The sequence below is a fragment of the Pedobacter sp. GW822-FHT03F06 genome (assembly GCF_058801365.1).
This window is the reverse complement of record NZ_JBXANE010000001.1, coordinates 459,644-475,779: the sequence shown is the minus strand read 5'-3', so window position 1 is coordinate 475,779 and position 16,136 is coordinate 459,644. Positions and strand designations below refer to the sequence as shown.

The 16,136-nt window shown below is 38.7% G+C and carries 13 protein-coding genes and 3 tRNA genes; 8 read left to right on the top strand and 8 right to left on the bottom strand.

Annotated elements, in window-relative coordinates; all coding sequences use genetic code 11:
• The first annotated feature begins 11 nt into the window (after nt 1-11).
• Together AC1RJ8_RS01855 and AC1RJ8_RS01850 are read left to right on the top strand one after the other, a co-directional pair.
• Nucleotides 12-590: a hypothetical protein gene (locus tag AC1RJ8_RS01855; RefSeq protein WP_492952043.1), complete on the top strand. Its 579-nt coding sequence runs from the start codon at nt 12-14 to the stop codon at nt 588-590.
• 234 nt (nt 591-824) lie between these two features.
• Nucleotides 825-1,334 (top strand): YdeI/OmpD-associated family protein, encoded by a 510-nt coding sequence (locus AC1RJ8_RS01850; protein WP_492952044.1) that lies wholly within the window; start codon nt 825-827, stop codon nt 1,332-1,334.
• Between the two features lie 129 nt (nt 1,335-1,463).
• Here AC1RJ8_RS01850 and AC1RJ8_RS01845 read toward each other — a convergent pair whose 3' ends face one another.
• The 8 genes from AC1RJ8_RS01845 to AC1RJ8_RS01810 all read right to left on the bottom strand — a co-directional run bounded on the left by AC1RJ8_RS01845 (nt 1,464) and on the right by AC1RJ8_RS01810 (nt 10,327).
• A complete protein-coding gene (locus tag AC1RJ8_RS01845; protein ID WP_492952045.1) occupies nt 1,464-2,225 on the bottom strand; it encodes a polyprenol monophosphomannose synthase in 762 nt (253 codons plus the stop codon).
• Between the two features lie 687 nt (nt 2,226-2,912).
• A complete protein-coding gene (locus AC1RJ8_RS01840) occupies nt 2,913-4,394 on the bottom strand; it encodes a peptide MFS transporter (RefSeq protein ID WP_492952046.1) in 1,482 nt (493 codons plus the stop codon).
• A gap of 64 nt (nt 4,395-4,458) precedes the next feature.
• Complete coding sequence (locus AC1RJ8_RS01835) at nt 4,459-6,048, bottom strand: peptide MFS transporter (RefSeq protein ID WP_426328991.1); 1,590 nt, start codon at nt 6,046-6,048, stop codon at nt 4,459-4,461.
• Nucleotides 6,049-6,185: 137 nt separating this feature from the next.
• On the bottom strand, nt 6,186-7,082 hold the full coding sequence (locus AC1RJ8_RS01830) for a hypothetical protein (RefSeq protein WP_492952047.1): 897 nt from the start codon (nt 7,080-7,082) through the stop codon (nt 6,186-6,188).
• 36 nt (nt 7,083-7,118) lie between these two features.
• Entirely contained in the window at nt 7,119-8,294 is a 1,176-nt protein-coding gene (locus tag AC1RJ8_RS01825; RefSeq protein ID WP_492952048.1) for an acetyl-CoA C-acyltransferase, read from the bottom strand.
• 478 nt (nt 8,295-8,772) lie between these two features.
• On the bottom strand, nt 8,773-8,940 hold the full coding sequence (locus AC1RJ8_RS01820) for a type II toxin-antitoxin system antitoxin (protein ID WP_086545783.1): 168 nt from the start codon (nt 8,938-8,940) through the stop codon (nt 8,773-8,775).
• A 2-nt stretch (nt 8,941-8,942) separates the two neighbouring features.
• Nucleotides 8,943-9,464: a hypothetical protein gene (locus AC1RJ8_RS01815; RefSeq protein WP_492952049.1), complete on the bottom strand. Its 522-nt coding sequence runs from the start codon at nt 9,462-9,464 to the stop codon at nt 8,943-8,945.
• A 5-nt stretch (nt 9,465-9,469) separates the two neighbouring features.
• A complete protein-coding gene (locus AC1RJ8_RS01810; protein ID WP_029276438.1) occupies nt 9,470-10,327 on the bottom strand; it encodes an SPFH domain-containing protein in 858 nt (285 codons plus the stop codon).
• Between the two features lie 190 nt (nt 10,328-10,517).
• Between AC1RJ8_RS01810 and AC1RJ8_RS01805 the strand changes: the two genes are divergently transcribed.
• The 6 genes from AC1RJ8_RS01805 (at nt 10,518) to AC1RJ8_RS01780 (ending at nt 16,133) form a co-directional block, all read left to right on the top strand.
• Nucleotides 10,518-12,524, top strand: coding sequence for an HD family phosphohydrolase (locus AC1RJ8_RS01805; RefSeq protein WP_492952378.1), 2,007 nt, complete (start codon nt 10,518-10,520; stop codon nt 12,522-12,524).
• 81 nt (nt 12,525-12,605) lie between these two features.
• Nucleotides 12,606-12,692: transfer RNA gene (locus AC1RJ8_RS01800), tRNA-Ser, on the top strand.
• A 102-nt stretch (nt 12,693-12,794) separates the two neighbouring features.
• A tRNA-Pro gene (locus tag AC1RJ8_RS01795) sits at nt 12,795-12,868 on the top strand.
• A 50-nt stretch (nt 12,869-12,918) separates the two neighbouring features.
• Nucleotides 12,919-12,992: transfer RNA gene (locus AC1RJ8_RS01790), tRNA-Pro, on the top strand.
• A 303-nt stretch (nt 12,993-13,295) separates the two neighbouring features.
• Nucleotides 13,296-13,973, top strand: a complete 678-nt coding sequence (locus tag AC1RJ8_RS01785) for a TolC family protein (RefSeq protein ID WP_492952050.1) — start codon at nt 13,296-13,298, stop codon at nt 13,971-13,973.
• 6 nt (nt 13,974-13,979) lie between these two features.
• Entirely contained in the window at nt 13,980-16,133 is a 2,154-nt protein-coding gene (locus AC1RJ8_RS01780; RefSeq protein WP_492952051.1) for a GumC family protein, read from the top strand.
• Nucleotides 16,134-16,136 lie beyond the last annotated feature (3 nt).

Here is a 16,136-nt window from a genome sequence, read left to right as displayed (position 1 = left end):
AATAAATTGATATGGATTTAAAATTTAAAAAAGACAGGTATTCAATAGTTGTTTATCCGCAAAAAGAAGTTATTAATGATGTTAAAGTTTTAAAAGATATACTCTGGTCTAAAGTTGGCTGGTATAACAGTAGAGATTCAGAAGCACATGTTACGATTGCTATTTTTGAAGCAAATAAGCTTGAATTTGATTTTTACATATCTTATGTTAAAGACTTTTGTTATGCTGAAAAACCAAATTTTGTGAGGTTTGATCAGTTGATTGCTTCGGGAAAAAACGGGGCAGTTGTTGTTTTGCCTGACAAGAACGCTAAACCTTACTTGAATGATCTTTTTAAAAGATTTAGACAAGGCTTGAGGTATAAGAAAGTAATGAATGGATCCGCTGCTCATATCTCTATTGGGAGGAAACTACATCCCGAAGATATTGAAATGGCTCAGGATCTATTCGAAGAAGTCAGCTTGAATTTTTTATGTGAAAAGATTGCCATTCGTAAATTCAATGATGAGGTAGGACAGTATGAGGTCATTTACGAATTTTATTTTTTGGGAAATCCGCCCAAACAAGGACAACTTTCATTGTCTCAATAGAAGGTAGCTTATTGATATGAGCCGATTAATGTTTTCTTTGATGAGATCGTCATACTCAATTGATTGGGAATCTAAAGTTTATTGCATTGAGATTAACTTCGCTGAGCACTGCGCGGTTCCCGCCTGCGCGGGAATGACGCTCGATTATAGTTTACGCTCGTTTCAAACGAGTGCATCAGTAGCCTAACGATTTAATCGTTTACTTGTTTAAAACATAATTTTTATATTTAAGCCATGATCCACTTTAAAGCAGAAATAGAGCGTTTCGAAACCATGGGCGAAAAAACCGGCTGGAGTTATGTGTTTATTCCGGCAGCTTTGGCTAATGAAATTAAGCCCGATTGTAAAAAGAGTTTCAGGGTAAAAGGAAAGATAGATCAGCTGGAAATTAATGGAATGGCAACCATCCCAATGGGAGAGGGCGATTTTATTATTGCTTTAAAAGGCGAGGTCCGCAAAAAAATAAGAAAAGAAGCCGGAGCAGGTGTCGAACTCTATTTAGAAGAAGATAAAGATTTTAAAATCGAAATGCCCGAAGACCTCGAAATCTGCTTATCAGAAGAAGAACATTTAATCCGAAATTTTTTAAAACAGCCTAAATCGCACCAAAACTATTACATCAACTGGATCAATCAGGCTAAAACCGAACCTACACGTATCAAAAGAATCGTTATGACTGTTAAAGCGATGGATAAGGGACAGGATTTTGGCGCAATGATCAGGGAATCGCAAGGTAAGGCTTAAGTCTGTAGTCTTCAGTCCTCAGTCATGAGTCGGGGAGATTGGTTAATACAAAATAGCCCGGTCTATAAGCTGATAAGATTTGTTAATCAGAAATATATAGGATCAAACTATAACAATGGACTAAAGACTCTAGACTCCCGACTTCGGACTTCCGACTTCGGACTTCCGACTATAACTCCTAAACCAACTCCAAATCTTCATCTGGATTACACCTAAAAAAGCCTCCCTAAAGATACGGGTGCTCATTTTTGATGTTCCTTCGGTACGGTCGGTAAAGATGATTGGAACTTCGACCACTTTAAAGCCAAATTTAATGGCGGTGAATTTCATTTCGATCTGAAACGCGTAGCCAACAAACTTAATTTTATTTAGTGGAATGGTTTCCAACACAATTTTGCGGTAACATTTAAAGCCGGCAGTAGCATCCTGAATATTGATCCGGGTAATCATACGCACATACATTGAAGCAAAATACGACATTAAAACCCTGCCCATTGGCCAGTTTACTACATTTACACCTTTAACATACCTGGAGCCAATGGCTACATCAGCACCATTTACACAGGCTTCGCGTAAGCGGGATAGATCATCGGGGTTGTGCGAGAAATCGGCATCCATTTCAAAAATGTAAGCATAATCATGTTGTAGTGCCCAATTAAAGCCATAGATGTATGCTGTACCCAATCCTTGTTTACCAGCACGCTCCTCAATAAATAAGTGTCCTTCGTATTCGTCTTGTAACGATTTTACAATTTCAGCAGTTCCATCAGGCGAACCATCATCAATAATTAAAACATGAAAAGGCTGTGTTAAAGAAAAAACCTTTCTAATGATCTTTTCGATATTTTCCTTCTCGTTGTAGGTGGGAATGATGACTAAACTATCTGACACGTTTGTTGTGGTTTTTATAATGTAAGCTTCTAGTATTTATATTTAAACGATACAATTGCTTTTAAACTGCGAAAGTAAATATTTAATGTGAAACCTTTATGAATTTTCATTAATAACCCACGATTCGTCTTCCTGAATTTATTTTATTAATAGGTTTTTATTATTTTAAAGCATGGTCAGTCTGAGCGTAGTCGAAGACTTTACCCCAATATTTCCCGCTGATTTCGCAGATAAGCGCAGATAACTTTCAAGGTACAAAAACCATTGTTCCTAAACCCGATCGGCGTGTAAAGCCCGCAGGCCCGAAGCATGAGGGCGAGGACTTGGAACAAAGAGCGGGACGGCAGGCCCCAAGAACTACTATCCTTTCATTTTCAAATCTTATTGAATATGCCCATTTCTTCTTCAATATCAGTCTGAGGAGTAATTTATTTTATAAAAATTAATATAAATGACAGGAAATATTAATGGAGATAAATCGCCTCAAAGTATCGTCATTGCGAGAAGGCTTTTTCAGCCGACGAAGCAATCTTTCTAGCAAGGATGGCTAGTAGGAAAGATTGCTTCGTCGTTCCTTCTCGCAATGACGACCGCTCTACTGGAAGCTGTTAATGGTAGTGTAGTCGAAGACCCTGGTAAATGATTGTCCTTGGACAATACTTACGATGATATCTTTTTATTTAACGCTTACCTTACTTCCTGCATTAACTTTTTAACCAGTTGTGAGAAAATAATCAGCGCCAAACCCGCAATTAAAGAATATAATGCCAATGCTTTATAACCTTCGGTGTAGGCCATTAATTTAGTTGGCAACGACGCATTATCAATGCTCGACATTTCTGCACCTAATTTTCCGGCAGCCAACTGCCCGAAAGCACTTGATAAAAACCAAAGCCCCATCATCATCCCAAACATTTTCTTTGGCGAAAGTTTAGTAATGATCGACATACCTATCGGGCCCAAACAAAGTTCGCCAAGGGTTAATAATAAATAGGCTAACGTAAATACATTTAACGAGCTAATGCCCTGCGCATTGGCGAAGAACCTGGTGGCGTAAAAAACATAAAAACTCAAAGCCAGTAAAAGGAAGCCGATTCCGAATTTTACCACAGTATTCGGTTCAATTTTGCGTTTGTATAAGCCTAACCACAAAATGCCAACAATCGGACTAAAAACAATAACAAAGAACGAGTTAACGCTATTGTTTACTACATTCGGATCGATATTGAAAAAGAGGATTTTATGATCAAGATTGTCCTTCGCAAATAATGATAGCGAACCACCGCTCTGCTCAGATATGGCCATGAAAATGAAATAACAGAAGATAAAAACGAAAGCAGCAAGTAGTTTATATTGTGCTTTTTTATCTTTTATTTTAAACGTTTCGTACAGGAAATAAACCAGGGCAATAATGCCTATGGTGTACATGAAATAATCGGTAAAGGCCGTGTTTTTTACCATGATATAAATCAGTGGAATACAAAGTATCGACCCTGCGTAAACGGCTATTTCCCATAGCTGCTGTTTTGATTTTTTAAGATGCAGTAAAGGCGAATTCCCGATCGGACCTAAGTGTTTTTTTGTGAAAATAAATGTGCCCAAACCGAACATCATTACCAGTGCAGCAGACAAGAAACATAAATGCCAGTTATAATATTTGCCGAGATAAATACACATGGCACCACCCAATAATCCACCAACATTAATACCGGCGTAAAAAAGCCCATAGCCCGCATCTCTGCGGTTGTCTTTCTCGTGGTATAATTCGCCAACCATTGATGAAACATTGGGCTTGAAGAAACCTGTTCCAATAATGGATAGGGTAATTCCAACATAAAACAGATCATGAGGAGAGAAGGCTAGGATTAAATTCCCGATAATCATCAATGATCCGCCCCAAAAAAGAGATTTTCTGAAGCCTAAAATCTTATCGGCAAAAATGCCACCTATAAAAGTAAAGGCATAAACAAAGGCTTGTATAGCACCATACTGTAAGTTCGATTTTTGGTCGCTTAAACCCAGTTGCTCAACCATAAAGAAAGCCAATACCCCGCGCATTCCGTAAAAACAGAAACGCTCCCACATTTCTACCAACGATAAATGCCAGAGCTGTTTCGGGTATTTTCCCTCAAAATTTTGAATATCTTCTATTGAAACTGTTTTTTCCATTAAATAGGTTTAAAAATTAAAAGCCCGATGGAGATCGGGCTTCTTGTTAAAAGTATTTTTTTGATTAGTGAACGCCGTGCATCCATTTACGCAAAATCGGACTTATAGCAAACATAATTAAGCCTGCAACAATAGGAATAATGGTAAATATTAAGAAGAAAATCGAAATGGAGTATTCTGAACTTATTTTGTCAATTAGACCACCGGTAGTACCTGCTAACCAGTTACCAATCGCTGTACAGGTAAACCATACACCGAACATTAAACCGACCACTTTGGCAGGAGCTAATTTACTAACGTAAGATAATCCAACAGGTGAAACACATAATTCGCCAACGGTATGGAAGAAGTAAGCGAAAATTAACCAAAACATACTTACCTGTGCAGATGTAGCACCTTTTGCAATATCCATACCTCCATAAGCCAATCCTGCAAAACCTATACCTACAAAAATTAACCCCAGTCCAAATTTTACGGGGCCACTTGGGTTAAATTTAGTTTCCCATATTTTAGACACAAACGGTGCAAGGGAAACAATAAAGAATGAATTTAGAATCCCAAACCATGAAGCGGGGACTTCTGTATTTAAAGCAGTAAATTCTTTTTCTACCTTCCAAATGGCTAATCCCCAGATAATAATGAAGCTTATTGCAGTGAAAATTATTGTAGCAGGATATTTTTTTGCGATTTTTGCCGCCAGGCTTAATAAAACAACGGTTACCGCAATGAGTGGGAAAATAGTAAGTATTGCATCAACCCATTTAAAAATTGTACTGGCATTTCCTGTTAAATTTCTAAGTGTATAATCTTTAGCAAAAATAGTCATTGAGCCACCTGCCTGCTCAAATACCATCCAAAAGAAAATGGTGAATATTGAAAATACAGCCACTACAGCTAAACGTTGGTTGCTTACTTTTTTTGGTAAAACTTCATCAGTTGGATCAATTACTTTTTCTGTTTTATTTACAGCAGCACCTAAAACACCAAAGATTTTTTGCCCGAAGTAAAACTGAAGCATTCCAAAAAACATAAATACCCCCGCTAATCCAAAACCCCAATGCCAGCCCACTTTTTCGCCGATATAACCGCACATTAACATACCTAAAAAGGCACCAGAGTTAATGCCCATGTAAAAGATAGTGTAGGCAGCATCTTTTTTATCACTTGTAGATGGATAAAGTTTTCCTACGATAGAAGAAATATTTGGTTTAAATAGTCCGTTTCCAGTAATTAATAAAAATAAGCCCAGATAGAAGAAATTGGTATTTGCTCCTTCTAAGGCCATTGATATATGGCCAATGGTCATAATTAAAGCGCCTATAATAACGGCCTTTCTATATCCGGTCAATCGATCTGCAATTAAACCGCCAATTATTGGCGTTAAATATACTAAACCTGTGTACCAGGCATAGAGTTGTAAAGCCTCTGGTCTTGTCCATTGCCAACCGCCTTTACCTATTTCGCTTACTAAGAATAAAACAAGTAATGATCTCATTCCATAGTAACTAAATCTTTCCCACATTTCTGTGAAAAATAGCACAAAGAGGCCTACCGGGTGGCTAAATAATTTTTCTTTGGATACATTGTTACTGTCTAAGTGGAGATCTAGTTCCTTGCTATGGTCAATACTAATGGTTTCATTAGATGTTTGCATAAAACATTTGTTGGTTTTAGTTTATGAATTCAGAATTTGTGTGTTGTTTAAGCCAGTTAAGCAGGGCGCAATATAGTCAGCGAATGCCAAACTCACAAATTTTTAAATGATGTGTTAGGTAAATGATTTGTTAGGATTTAAAACTTTCTGATGGGTTTCACATTTTTCTTGGGGTCGGCATAGAGCTCGTCGCTCGAATTTGGATCGTTATTAAGCGTAATATCTTCTTGCAGTTTTAGTCTTCGGCCAATGATTTTAAAGCCATCAAAAGTGCCATCTGATCCGTAATATTCAAATTTGTCTTTTATTTCAGGATCAAATGAGGCAAGGTGGTCGAAAACAATCATTCCAGCTTTCAGATCGGTTTTTAAAGTCATGGCATTCGATTTGGCATACTCGAATATCATCCTGTTTTTGCCTTTCAGCTCTTTTCCATCGAAAACGGGAGCACCAAAAGCGAGGTTATCTTTATCGAAAGAAAGGATGTCGATTACCTTTTTTGTGGTAAATGGTGTATTGCCTTTCCAGCCTAAAAGTACATAATAGGGCAGGCGGTTTCCACTGGTTACCGGAACAATTTCATAATACCTGGCTCCAAACCACTTCTGATTATTGGTAATGCTATTAGGGTCGGCTAAATTTTCGGTCTGATCGATTAAGGGATAAAGTTTCAATGGACCACTTTTGGTATTCATTTGGATGGCGCCATAATAGCGGTATGTGCCATTTTCGAGTAGTACATACCAACTTAAAATCCTAAAAGCCTGATCGGATGATTTAATTACCGATACATTTTTAAGCGAATCGAATGGATAAGAAAAAGAGTTGGGGGCTTTTAAAGCCTCTACCAAAGTTTTTACAAAATTTCCGTTTATTTCTAATTTTTGTGCATCGCTTTGAGCAGCAATAACCCTCGCTGATATTTTTATCAGTGTATCCTGAAAAACATTTAATTGGTTTGGCGCCTGTTGCGCTTTTAGGCTAAAGCTTAGCGTTCCAAAGATTAAAAGGATATAAAATCTGATAAGTTTCATATAATTAAATGCACAAAGATCCTTCAAAACCAAAAATTATAATTTCTCGATAACAAGGGCACTTGCGCCACCACCTCCGTTACAGATTCCCGCAACACCGATTTTTCCGTCGTTTTGTGCCAATACGGAGAGTAGGGTAACTACAATCCTTGCGCCCGATGCACCAAGGGGGTGACCTAATGAAACGGCACCACCATTAACGTTAACCCGGTCGGTGTTTAGTTCTAAAAGTTGGTTATTCGCAATGGAAACGACAGAAAAAGCTTCGTTAATTTCGAAAAAATCAACATGCTTAATGTCGATATTGGCCTTATGTAAGGCCAGTGGAATTGCTTTTGAAGGTGCAGTGGTAAACCATTCCGGTGCCTGTTGCACATCAGCATAACCTAATATTTTGGCCAAAGGTGTTAAACCCAGTTCTTTTGCCTTATCGGTACTCATTAAAACCAATGCTGCTGCGCCATCATTTAAGGTAGATGCATTTGCTGCAGTTACGGTTCCATCTTTTTTGAAAACAGGTTTTAATGAAGGTATTTTATCAAATTTAACTGCCGTTGGTTCATCATCGGTATCAACCAAGGTAATTTCGCCCTTACGGTCTTTCACTTCTACAGCTACAATTTCGCCGGCAAATTTGCCCGAAGTTTGTGCTGCCTGTGCTCTTTTGTACGATTCTATTGCAAAATCATCCTGCGCTTCGCGGCTGATGTTACATGCTGTAGCGCAAAGCTCGGCGGCAGACCCCATATGATAGTCGTTATAAACATCCCATAGCCCGTCTTTTACCAAGCCATCTGTAATTTGTCCATGGCCTAAGCGGTAACCGTTTCTTGCCTTATCGAGGTAATAGGGAACATTGCTCATGCTTTCCATGCCACCGGCTACAATAATTTCATTATCGCCATTTGCAATGCTTTGTGCAGCAAGCATAATTGCTTTTGTGCCCGAGGCACATACTTTATTTATTGTAGTGGCAGGTAAATCTGGTAAACCGGCAAATTTTGCGGCTTGCGTAGCCGGTGCTTGCCCCAGGTTTGCCGATAAAACATTGCCCATATATACTTCCTGGATCTGTTCTGGTTTTAAACCAGCTTTTTCAATAGCAGCCTTAATGGCAATGCCACCAAGTTGAGTAGCAGAAAATTGAGCTAATGAGCCTCCAAAACTGCCAATAGGCGTTCGCACAGCTGATACAATTACAACTTCTTTCATGTAAACTAAATTTTATGAATTTTTTGGTTAGGCCGCTAAGTTAGTTAAACCTCGCAGGTTTCCAAAACCTGCGAGGTTTAAAAATAACGTATAGAAAATGATTTTAGCCTATTTGAAAATAATAAGTTTTTAATAGATTTTTGGAAAGGTGCTGCAGTGATACTTCGGGGAGTTCAGTCCTGCTGTTCGCTGTAGCCCTCATACTTCGGGGCTGTCGCTGCCATCAGGTTTAAATTGTCTAGGCTAGTAGTGCTTGGGGCTGGTTGTTAGGTGCAGGAAATTTTGTTTATTGATTACTTCGGTGGGTTTTGCGTTAGGGATTGTAAGGGTTCAGTACCGATTCTATCGGTACCGGAGCAAAGCGCAGCCCCCAGCCCGACCCTTGCGCAGCTTGGGTAACGCCCATATTATTTCAGTTTGCAATTCACAATTTGCAGTTGGCTATGCGCTGGGCTTTGAAAGTTCAGAAATCCCGTTCCTACTCCTCTTTCGCTTTTCCCTTTTTTCTCGATTTTATAGCCTGTGTAAGTAAAAACTCGATCTGCCCGTTCGTACTTCTAAACTCATCGGCAGCCCAGGTTTCTACTTCTTTTAATAAAGCAGGACTAATTCTTAATACAAAAGCTTTTTTATCTTTCTCCGCCATTCTTATTGTATTGCTTGTATATTATACCTCGTTTTTAAATTAATAAGGAACATTTGCAGTTCTTCTATCTTATTTGAGCTGAACAGAAGCTTTTTGCCATTTTTAAATTCAATCTGTAAACCTTTATCTTTATCGTTTAAGATATAGGCCTTGTCATTAAATTTAAACCAAAGCCTGCTGCGAACGCCAAATCCGCCATAATCTCCTAAAGCATTGTACTTGTTGATATAAACTTTCTCCATATTGCCCCAACTCAATAGCTTCAGCTTGGTTTGAAATGGAAAATACTTGTAAGAAATGCCTTCAGTGCCGATCTGCAAAGTCATTTTATTTTTTTGAAGCAGATAGATGATCGCAAAAGGAAGAAGTACTGCCCAAAATGGAGCAAAATAATTGGCTTTTAAAGTCTCAAAGCTCATTCCTCCTTTATCAAAAAGTACAATGCTTAGCACCATAACGGCATCAATAGCCAATAAAATATAAAGCCACCAAAGTTTTAAGCTTTGTTTTTCCTCAAATTCCATTGTACCTAATTATATAAGGTTCCGGTGTTTACCACAGGCTGTACATGGCGGTCGCCACAAAGCACAACCAGTAAATTGCTTACCATAGCGGCTTTGCGTTCTTCATCCAGCTCAACAATTCCTTTTTGCGATAATTTCTCTAATGCCATTTCTACCATGCCTACAGCACCTTCTACTATTAATTTGCGGGCTGCAATAACTGCAGTAGCCTGTTGACGCTGTAACATGGCACTGGCAATTTCTGGTGCATAAGCCAAATGCGAAATTCGGGCTTCTAAAACTTCAATGCCCGCGCGTGATAAACGTTCGTTCAGTTCGTTTTCTAAAAGTTCACTTACTTTATCGGCACCATCTTTTAAAGTAATGCTGGTTTCTTCGCCTTCTGCATGGTCATAAGGGAAAATGTTAGCCAAATGCCTTACAGCGGCTTCACTTTGTATGTTTACGTATTGCATGTAATTTTCAACAGAAAACACTGCTTTTGCTGTTTCGTTTACTTTCCAAACCACTACAGCAGCAATTTCGATCGGGTTGCCCAGTTTGTCGTTAACCTTTAACTGCTGTCCGTTTAAATTGTTTGCTTTTAACGATAAACGTCTTTTAGCGGTTAGGGGATTTACCCAGAAAAATCCATCGGCTTTTACTGTTCCGATATATTTTCCGAAAAGGGTGAGTACCATTGATTGATTAGGGTTGATGATTAAAAAGCCCGGGAATATTAAAAATATATCTATTGCCAGTAAAATCCCTCCCCAGAGAAAAATTTCTGAAACAAAACAGAAGATAGAAGCGCCCAGCAATGCAATGCATAGTGCGAATGTTAGGTAGCCCGATGGCGGATTAATAATTTTTTCTTGATACATAATTGATATTAATTTGATATCATAAAGTAAAATATAAAATCTGGTAATTGCAAACAAAACCTGTAAAATGTATATTAGATAAAAATGCTATTTTTGACAATACAATAATTACATCGTTTTGGCCAAAATCAAGAGAAATTCCCACAAGATCCTTTACCGGAAGTATTCATCAAACCTAAAATATGTGATGATGATATTTACCGTTTTCATTATTACGTTATTCCTGCCCAAACAGCCCCGGTTTAGATATGAGTTTGAAAAAAATGCAGTATGGAAAAACAAGGACCTGATTTCGCCTTTCAGTTTTGCCATTTTAAAAACCAACCCGCAGGTTAGTGCCGATAAAAAGAATGCACTAAAAGATATTTTACCTGTTTACCAATTCGATAGGGGCATTACGGCAAATGCTTTGGAAGAGTTTGCCAACGAATTTGATGTGAAATGGAAATCTAAGCAACTTAACGAAAAAGATAAGGACGTATATAAAAGTGCTTCGTATAAATTGCTGCAAAATATTTACGAAAAAGGGATTATTGGTTTAAATGTGAAACATCAGGCTGGAGGGAAGAACTATGATTTTTCTTTACTTGAAAACAATGTAGCCCAGGAAAAGAATACACAGGATGTTTTTACCGCAGAATCGGCCCTGAAGTTTTTTAAAGCTAATTTTAAAGCCCCCAATCAGGTAATGGGCGATCTGGTTGCAAACCTTGCTATTGATCATATTACCCCGAACATTGTATTTGATGAGCGGCTAACCCAAACCATACAGGATAATACGGTTAACAATATCTCTACTACCAAGGGGATGGTACAAAAGGGAGAGCTTATTGTGGCGAAGAATGATGTTATTGATGAAGAAATTTATCAGAAACTAGAATCTTATAAAGCAACTTACGATGCACAAAGCAAAACAATAGGGAGCAGGGCATTGGTTTATTTGGGGCAGGTAATATTGGTTGGCTTTATACTTGCCATTCTAATGTCGTTCCTTTTTCTTTTCCGGAAGGATATTTTTGCCGATAACCGTCAGCTTTCCTTAATCCTGATCGTTACCACGGGGATGTTACTGGCATTAACCTGGGCCATTAAAATGGAAATCCCCAGTTTGTACTACATTCCGTTCTGTGTAGTGCCCATTATTATTAGGATCCTGTTTGATACCCGTTTGGCACTTTACCTCCATATGCTGGTCATTTTAATTGCTGGTTTTTTTGTGGCCAATAGTTTCGAATTTGTGTTTTATCAGGTTACTGCGGGCATGGTTGCCATATTTAGTATAAAAAACTTTGTTAAGCGCGAAAGATTCCTGGTTTCGGCTTTATTTATTCTTTTGGCTTATTTGGTTTCTTTTATAGGTATTGCCCTGCTTCGTGAAGGATCTTTCCGCGAAATAGAATGGATGAATTTTATTCCTTTCGTTTTTAGTGTACTCTTGTCTCTTTTAGCTTACCCTTTAATTTATCTGTTCGAACGTATTTTTGGTATTACCTCAGATGTAGCCTTAATTGAGCTCACCAATACCAATAATAAATTGTTAAGGGAGCTTGCCTTTAAAGCGCCTGGAACGTTTCAGCACTCTTTACAGGTGGCAAACCTTGCAGAGGCCGCGATATTTAAAATAGGGGGCAATTCGGTGCTGGTAAGGGCAGGTGCTTTATATCACGACATTGGTAAGGTAGATAATCCGCAATATTTTATCGAGAACCAGAATACCGCTGTTAGTCCGCACGATAAACTGCCATATGAACAAAGTGCGCAGATTATTATTCAGCATGTGCATAAAGGAATTGAGATTTTAAGGAAGAACCAGATCCCTGAAGCGATTATTGATTTTATCAGAACACACCATGGAAATACCCGGGTTGATTATTTTTATCAGTCTTTTTTGAAAAATACACCTGAAAAATTTGTCGACGAAAACATTTTCCGCTACCCCGGACCAATACCTTTTAGCAAAGAAACTGGTGTATTAATGCTCGCCGATTCTGTCGAAGCGGCTTCAAGAAGTCTGAAAAATCCCGATGCGCAGAACATAAATGACATCGTTGAGCGGATAATTAACTACAAATTGGAACAAAATCAATTAGATGACTGCGATTTAACATTAAAAGATATTGAGACTATCAAATTGATATTCAAGACGATGCTTATGAGCATCTATCATGTGCGTATAGATTATCAACAAATTTTGTAATTTTTTTTTGTTGGATAACTTGTTTTACTATATTTGCAGACCTCAAAACAACGCCGGTAGGGCAGAAAATAGAGGATAAAAGGAGAGGTGCCTGAGTGGCCGAAAGGAACAGTTTGCTAAACTGTCGTACTGGTAACGGTACCGCGGGTTCGAATCCCGCCCTCTCCGCAAAGAATAAAAAATTTGCAAATAAAAATGGAATTATCAATTTAAAACCGTTTCTTTGCAATCCCTTCGAAAAAGGGAAATAAAAAAAGAAGATACCAAGTTCGGGATGTAGCGTAGCCCGGTATCGCGCCTGCTTTGGGAGCAGGAGGTCGTAGGTTCGAATCCTGCCATCCCGACAAAAAGTTGATCCACTTTTAAAACAGGATTAAAAGATCGATACCAAGTTCGGGATGTAGCGTAGCCCGGTATCGCGCCTGCTTTGGGAGCAGGAGGTCGTAGGTTCGAATCCTGCCATCCCGACTTAAAAGGACAAAGTGAATTCGTTTCATTTTGTCCTTTTTTTATTTTTTTCGTAACTCATTGTCTGCCTGTTAGATAAGATTTAACTTTGCTAGCCGGCTGTTCAGTTTGTCAATTTAAGCGAAGCACTCAATCCAACTTATGAATTATCCGGATAGCTTTTATATCGTGGAAAATAGAATAACAGCATGTAGTTTAAAAAAAGATATCTGTTTTTACGAAAAGAAGATTCTATTTAATTAGATTTGATGTGTATCCAAAGAAATACTTCCCTTTAACAGGGAGCTTTTAATGCCTTACTAAATGACTCGGATTGCCCTAATTTTTATTTTTCTTCTCGCTTTTTTAAATGTCGCTCACGCTCAGGAGAGTTTTATTGGAGATATTAACTACCAACTGCTGGAAAAGTATGTTGATCTTGCCCTGAAAAATTACCCAAAGCGCAAAATGTATAAAGCCAGCGAACTCAGCGCAAAGGCAAAAATTGGCGTTGCAAAGGCAACCTATCTGGATGCCTTTACCGCATCTTATAATTATAGCCCAAACAACGCTGCCAGGTATAATACAACAAATCCCTATACGCTGAACGGAATACAGTTCGGGATCTATTTTAATTTGGGGATTTTATTCCGTACACCAGCCCTGGTGCGCCAGGCCAAAGAGGAACATAATGAGAAGTTCTATCAGGCCCAGGAGTATGATATCTTGCTGAAATCCGAAGTTAAAAAAACATATTTTGAATATCTTCGTGAGGCTGCCGATTTAAGGGTTAAGGCGCAGACCTATATAGACAACAAAGCGGCGAGCGATGGTCTTCGGTACAAATTTGAGAAAGGTGAATCAACTTTGGACGATTACACCAAAGCCAAAACCTTAACCTCATACGCTAATTCCGAAAGATTGCTTGCAGAGCTAAATCTCTTAAAAGCGAAAGAATCCCTTGAAGCATTGATTGGCGAAGTTTTGGAAAATGTGAAATAAGACAGAATGAACATAAAGAAATCCTTAGAAACAGTTAACAGATACAGGTGGATTATCATCTTGATTTTTATTTTTACAATGATTGCAGGTTTTTTCTTTCTGAGAAATCTGCCAAAAGACTATAAATCCGAAGCCAAACTCTCAACAGGTCTGCTTGATCCATCGAGGCAGCTGGCGCCTGATAATGCCAGCTATACAGGGCCTGATATCATTATAAAACTTAACCAGCAGTTTTCTACAATCATGGACATCATGAGGATGCCCAAAAATATCAGCCTGCTTTCTTATAGATTAATATTGCACGACCTGAAGGATGAAAAAGGTTCATTCAAGCCATGGAGCGAAGAAATTAAGACATTAACCGGTGCGCAAAGACAGGAGGCTATTGCCATTTATGAAGACCGCCTGAACAAGCGGCAGGTACTCACACCCCTCGATAATGGGAACATTAAGCTTTATCAGATTGTAACTTCGATGGGTTATGATGAGAAGAGCCTCAATAAAAAACTGGATATAAACCACGAACAGAACAGCGATTTTATCTCAGTAGCTTTTACCTCCAACAATACCCTGCTTTCGGTTTTTGTTGTAAATACCCTCTCTAAAGATTTTATCAATAATTACAGCCTGGAGCAAATCGGGAATAAAAATACAGCTATTGTTGTGCTGGATTCTTTGCTGAAGAAAAAAGAGGCTGTTATGAACGATAGGATAAGGCAGCTGAAAGACTACAAGATCCGTAACGGCGTGCTAAACCTGGATAAACAATCTCAGATCGTTTATCAGCAGATTACGGATAATGAGATTAAGAAAAACCAGGCCCTGATTGATAAACAGGCCGCGCAAGCTGCATTAAAAAGCGTTAATGAAAAATTGGCGAGCCGAACCATCGATAAGTACCTGGGCGCTGAAGTGATGGAGGATAACCGAGCCATTATCAGTATAAAAAATAAAATCCTGGCAGCAGAAGATCACTATTTGCGTAATGGATATAAACAGGCAGATAAAAAAACGGTAGATTCATTACAACTCTTGCTCAGTTCAAAATTAGTCCAGTCGAATGACCAGTATGTAAGCGATCCGCTTATTGCCAAACAAAGCCTTGTTCAGCGTCGTATTTCTCTGGGGGTGGAGATTGAAAGAGCGACAGCGGGCATAAACGATATCGATAGGGAACTGGCCAAGCTTAATGCAAAATTTACGGGTATGGTCCCTTTTGATGCGGGTGTGCAAAATTATGAACAAAAAGCCGATGTAGCAACAAAGGAATATCTGGAAATACTGGCGCGTTATAACCAAACGAGCCTGGATAAGAATATCGGCTTACGCCTGCAATTGATACAAGAGGGGATACCAACACTCCCTGAATCATCAAAAAAACTGATATACCTGGCCATGAGCGCTATTGCCTGTATCGCAATCTGTTTTTGCACGCTGTTTTTAATATCTGTTTTAGATCGTTCGGTTAATAATGGTGCAGAGCTAAAGTCGGCTTTAAATACAAAGGTTATTGGCGAGCTAGCTTATATCAGGCCCGATAACGATAGTATGGCTAAAATATGGGGAGAGCAACATCCCGAAACTGAACATGTGGCTTTTAAGAATCAGTTGAGGGCCCTGCGTTTTGAGCTCGATAGTAAGCTTTTTAGCGGTAACCAAAAAGTATTGGGCATTACAGGCTTTGGCTCAACCCCGGCCCAGGCATTTACAATGTTAAATTTAACGTATGCCTTTGTGCAAATGAATAAAAACGTATTGTTGATTGGGAATCAGGAGCTGGTACCAGCGCTACAGCGGTTTAAAGTGTCTGTAGATCAATCAATAACGGGAGTATTGCAGGGAGCAAATGTTATTGAAAGCAAACCTTTTTCGTTTATAAAAAATGATCTCGACGGTAAATCGTTACTTGAAATAAGAGACCGGGAAGTGCTTTCTGGAATTTTCAGTTCGATCAGGGACCGCTTCGATTTAACCATTGTAGTGCTTGATCCTCTGAGTAATGGTGGAGTGAACCGCGAATGGATGTCATTTATAGAACTATACGCAGCAGTATTTGTAGCCGGATCAAACTTGCATGATAAAGAGAAAGCGACACTTGCCGCGTTAAATGAGGATGAAAAATTTGCTGGATGGGTAATTACCGGAATAAAACAAAAATAGGTA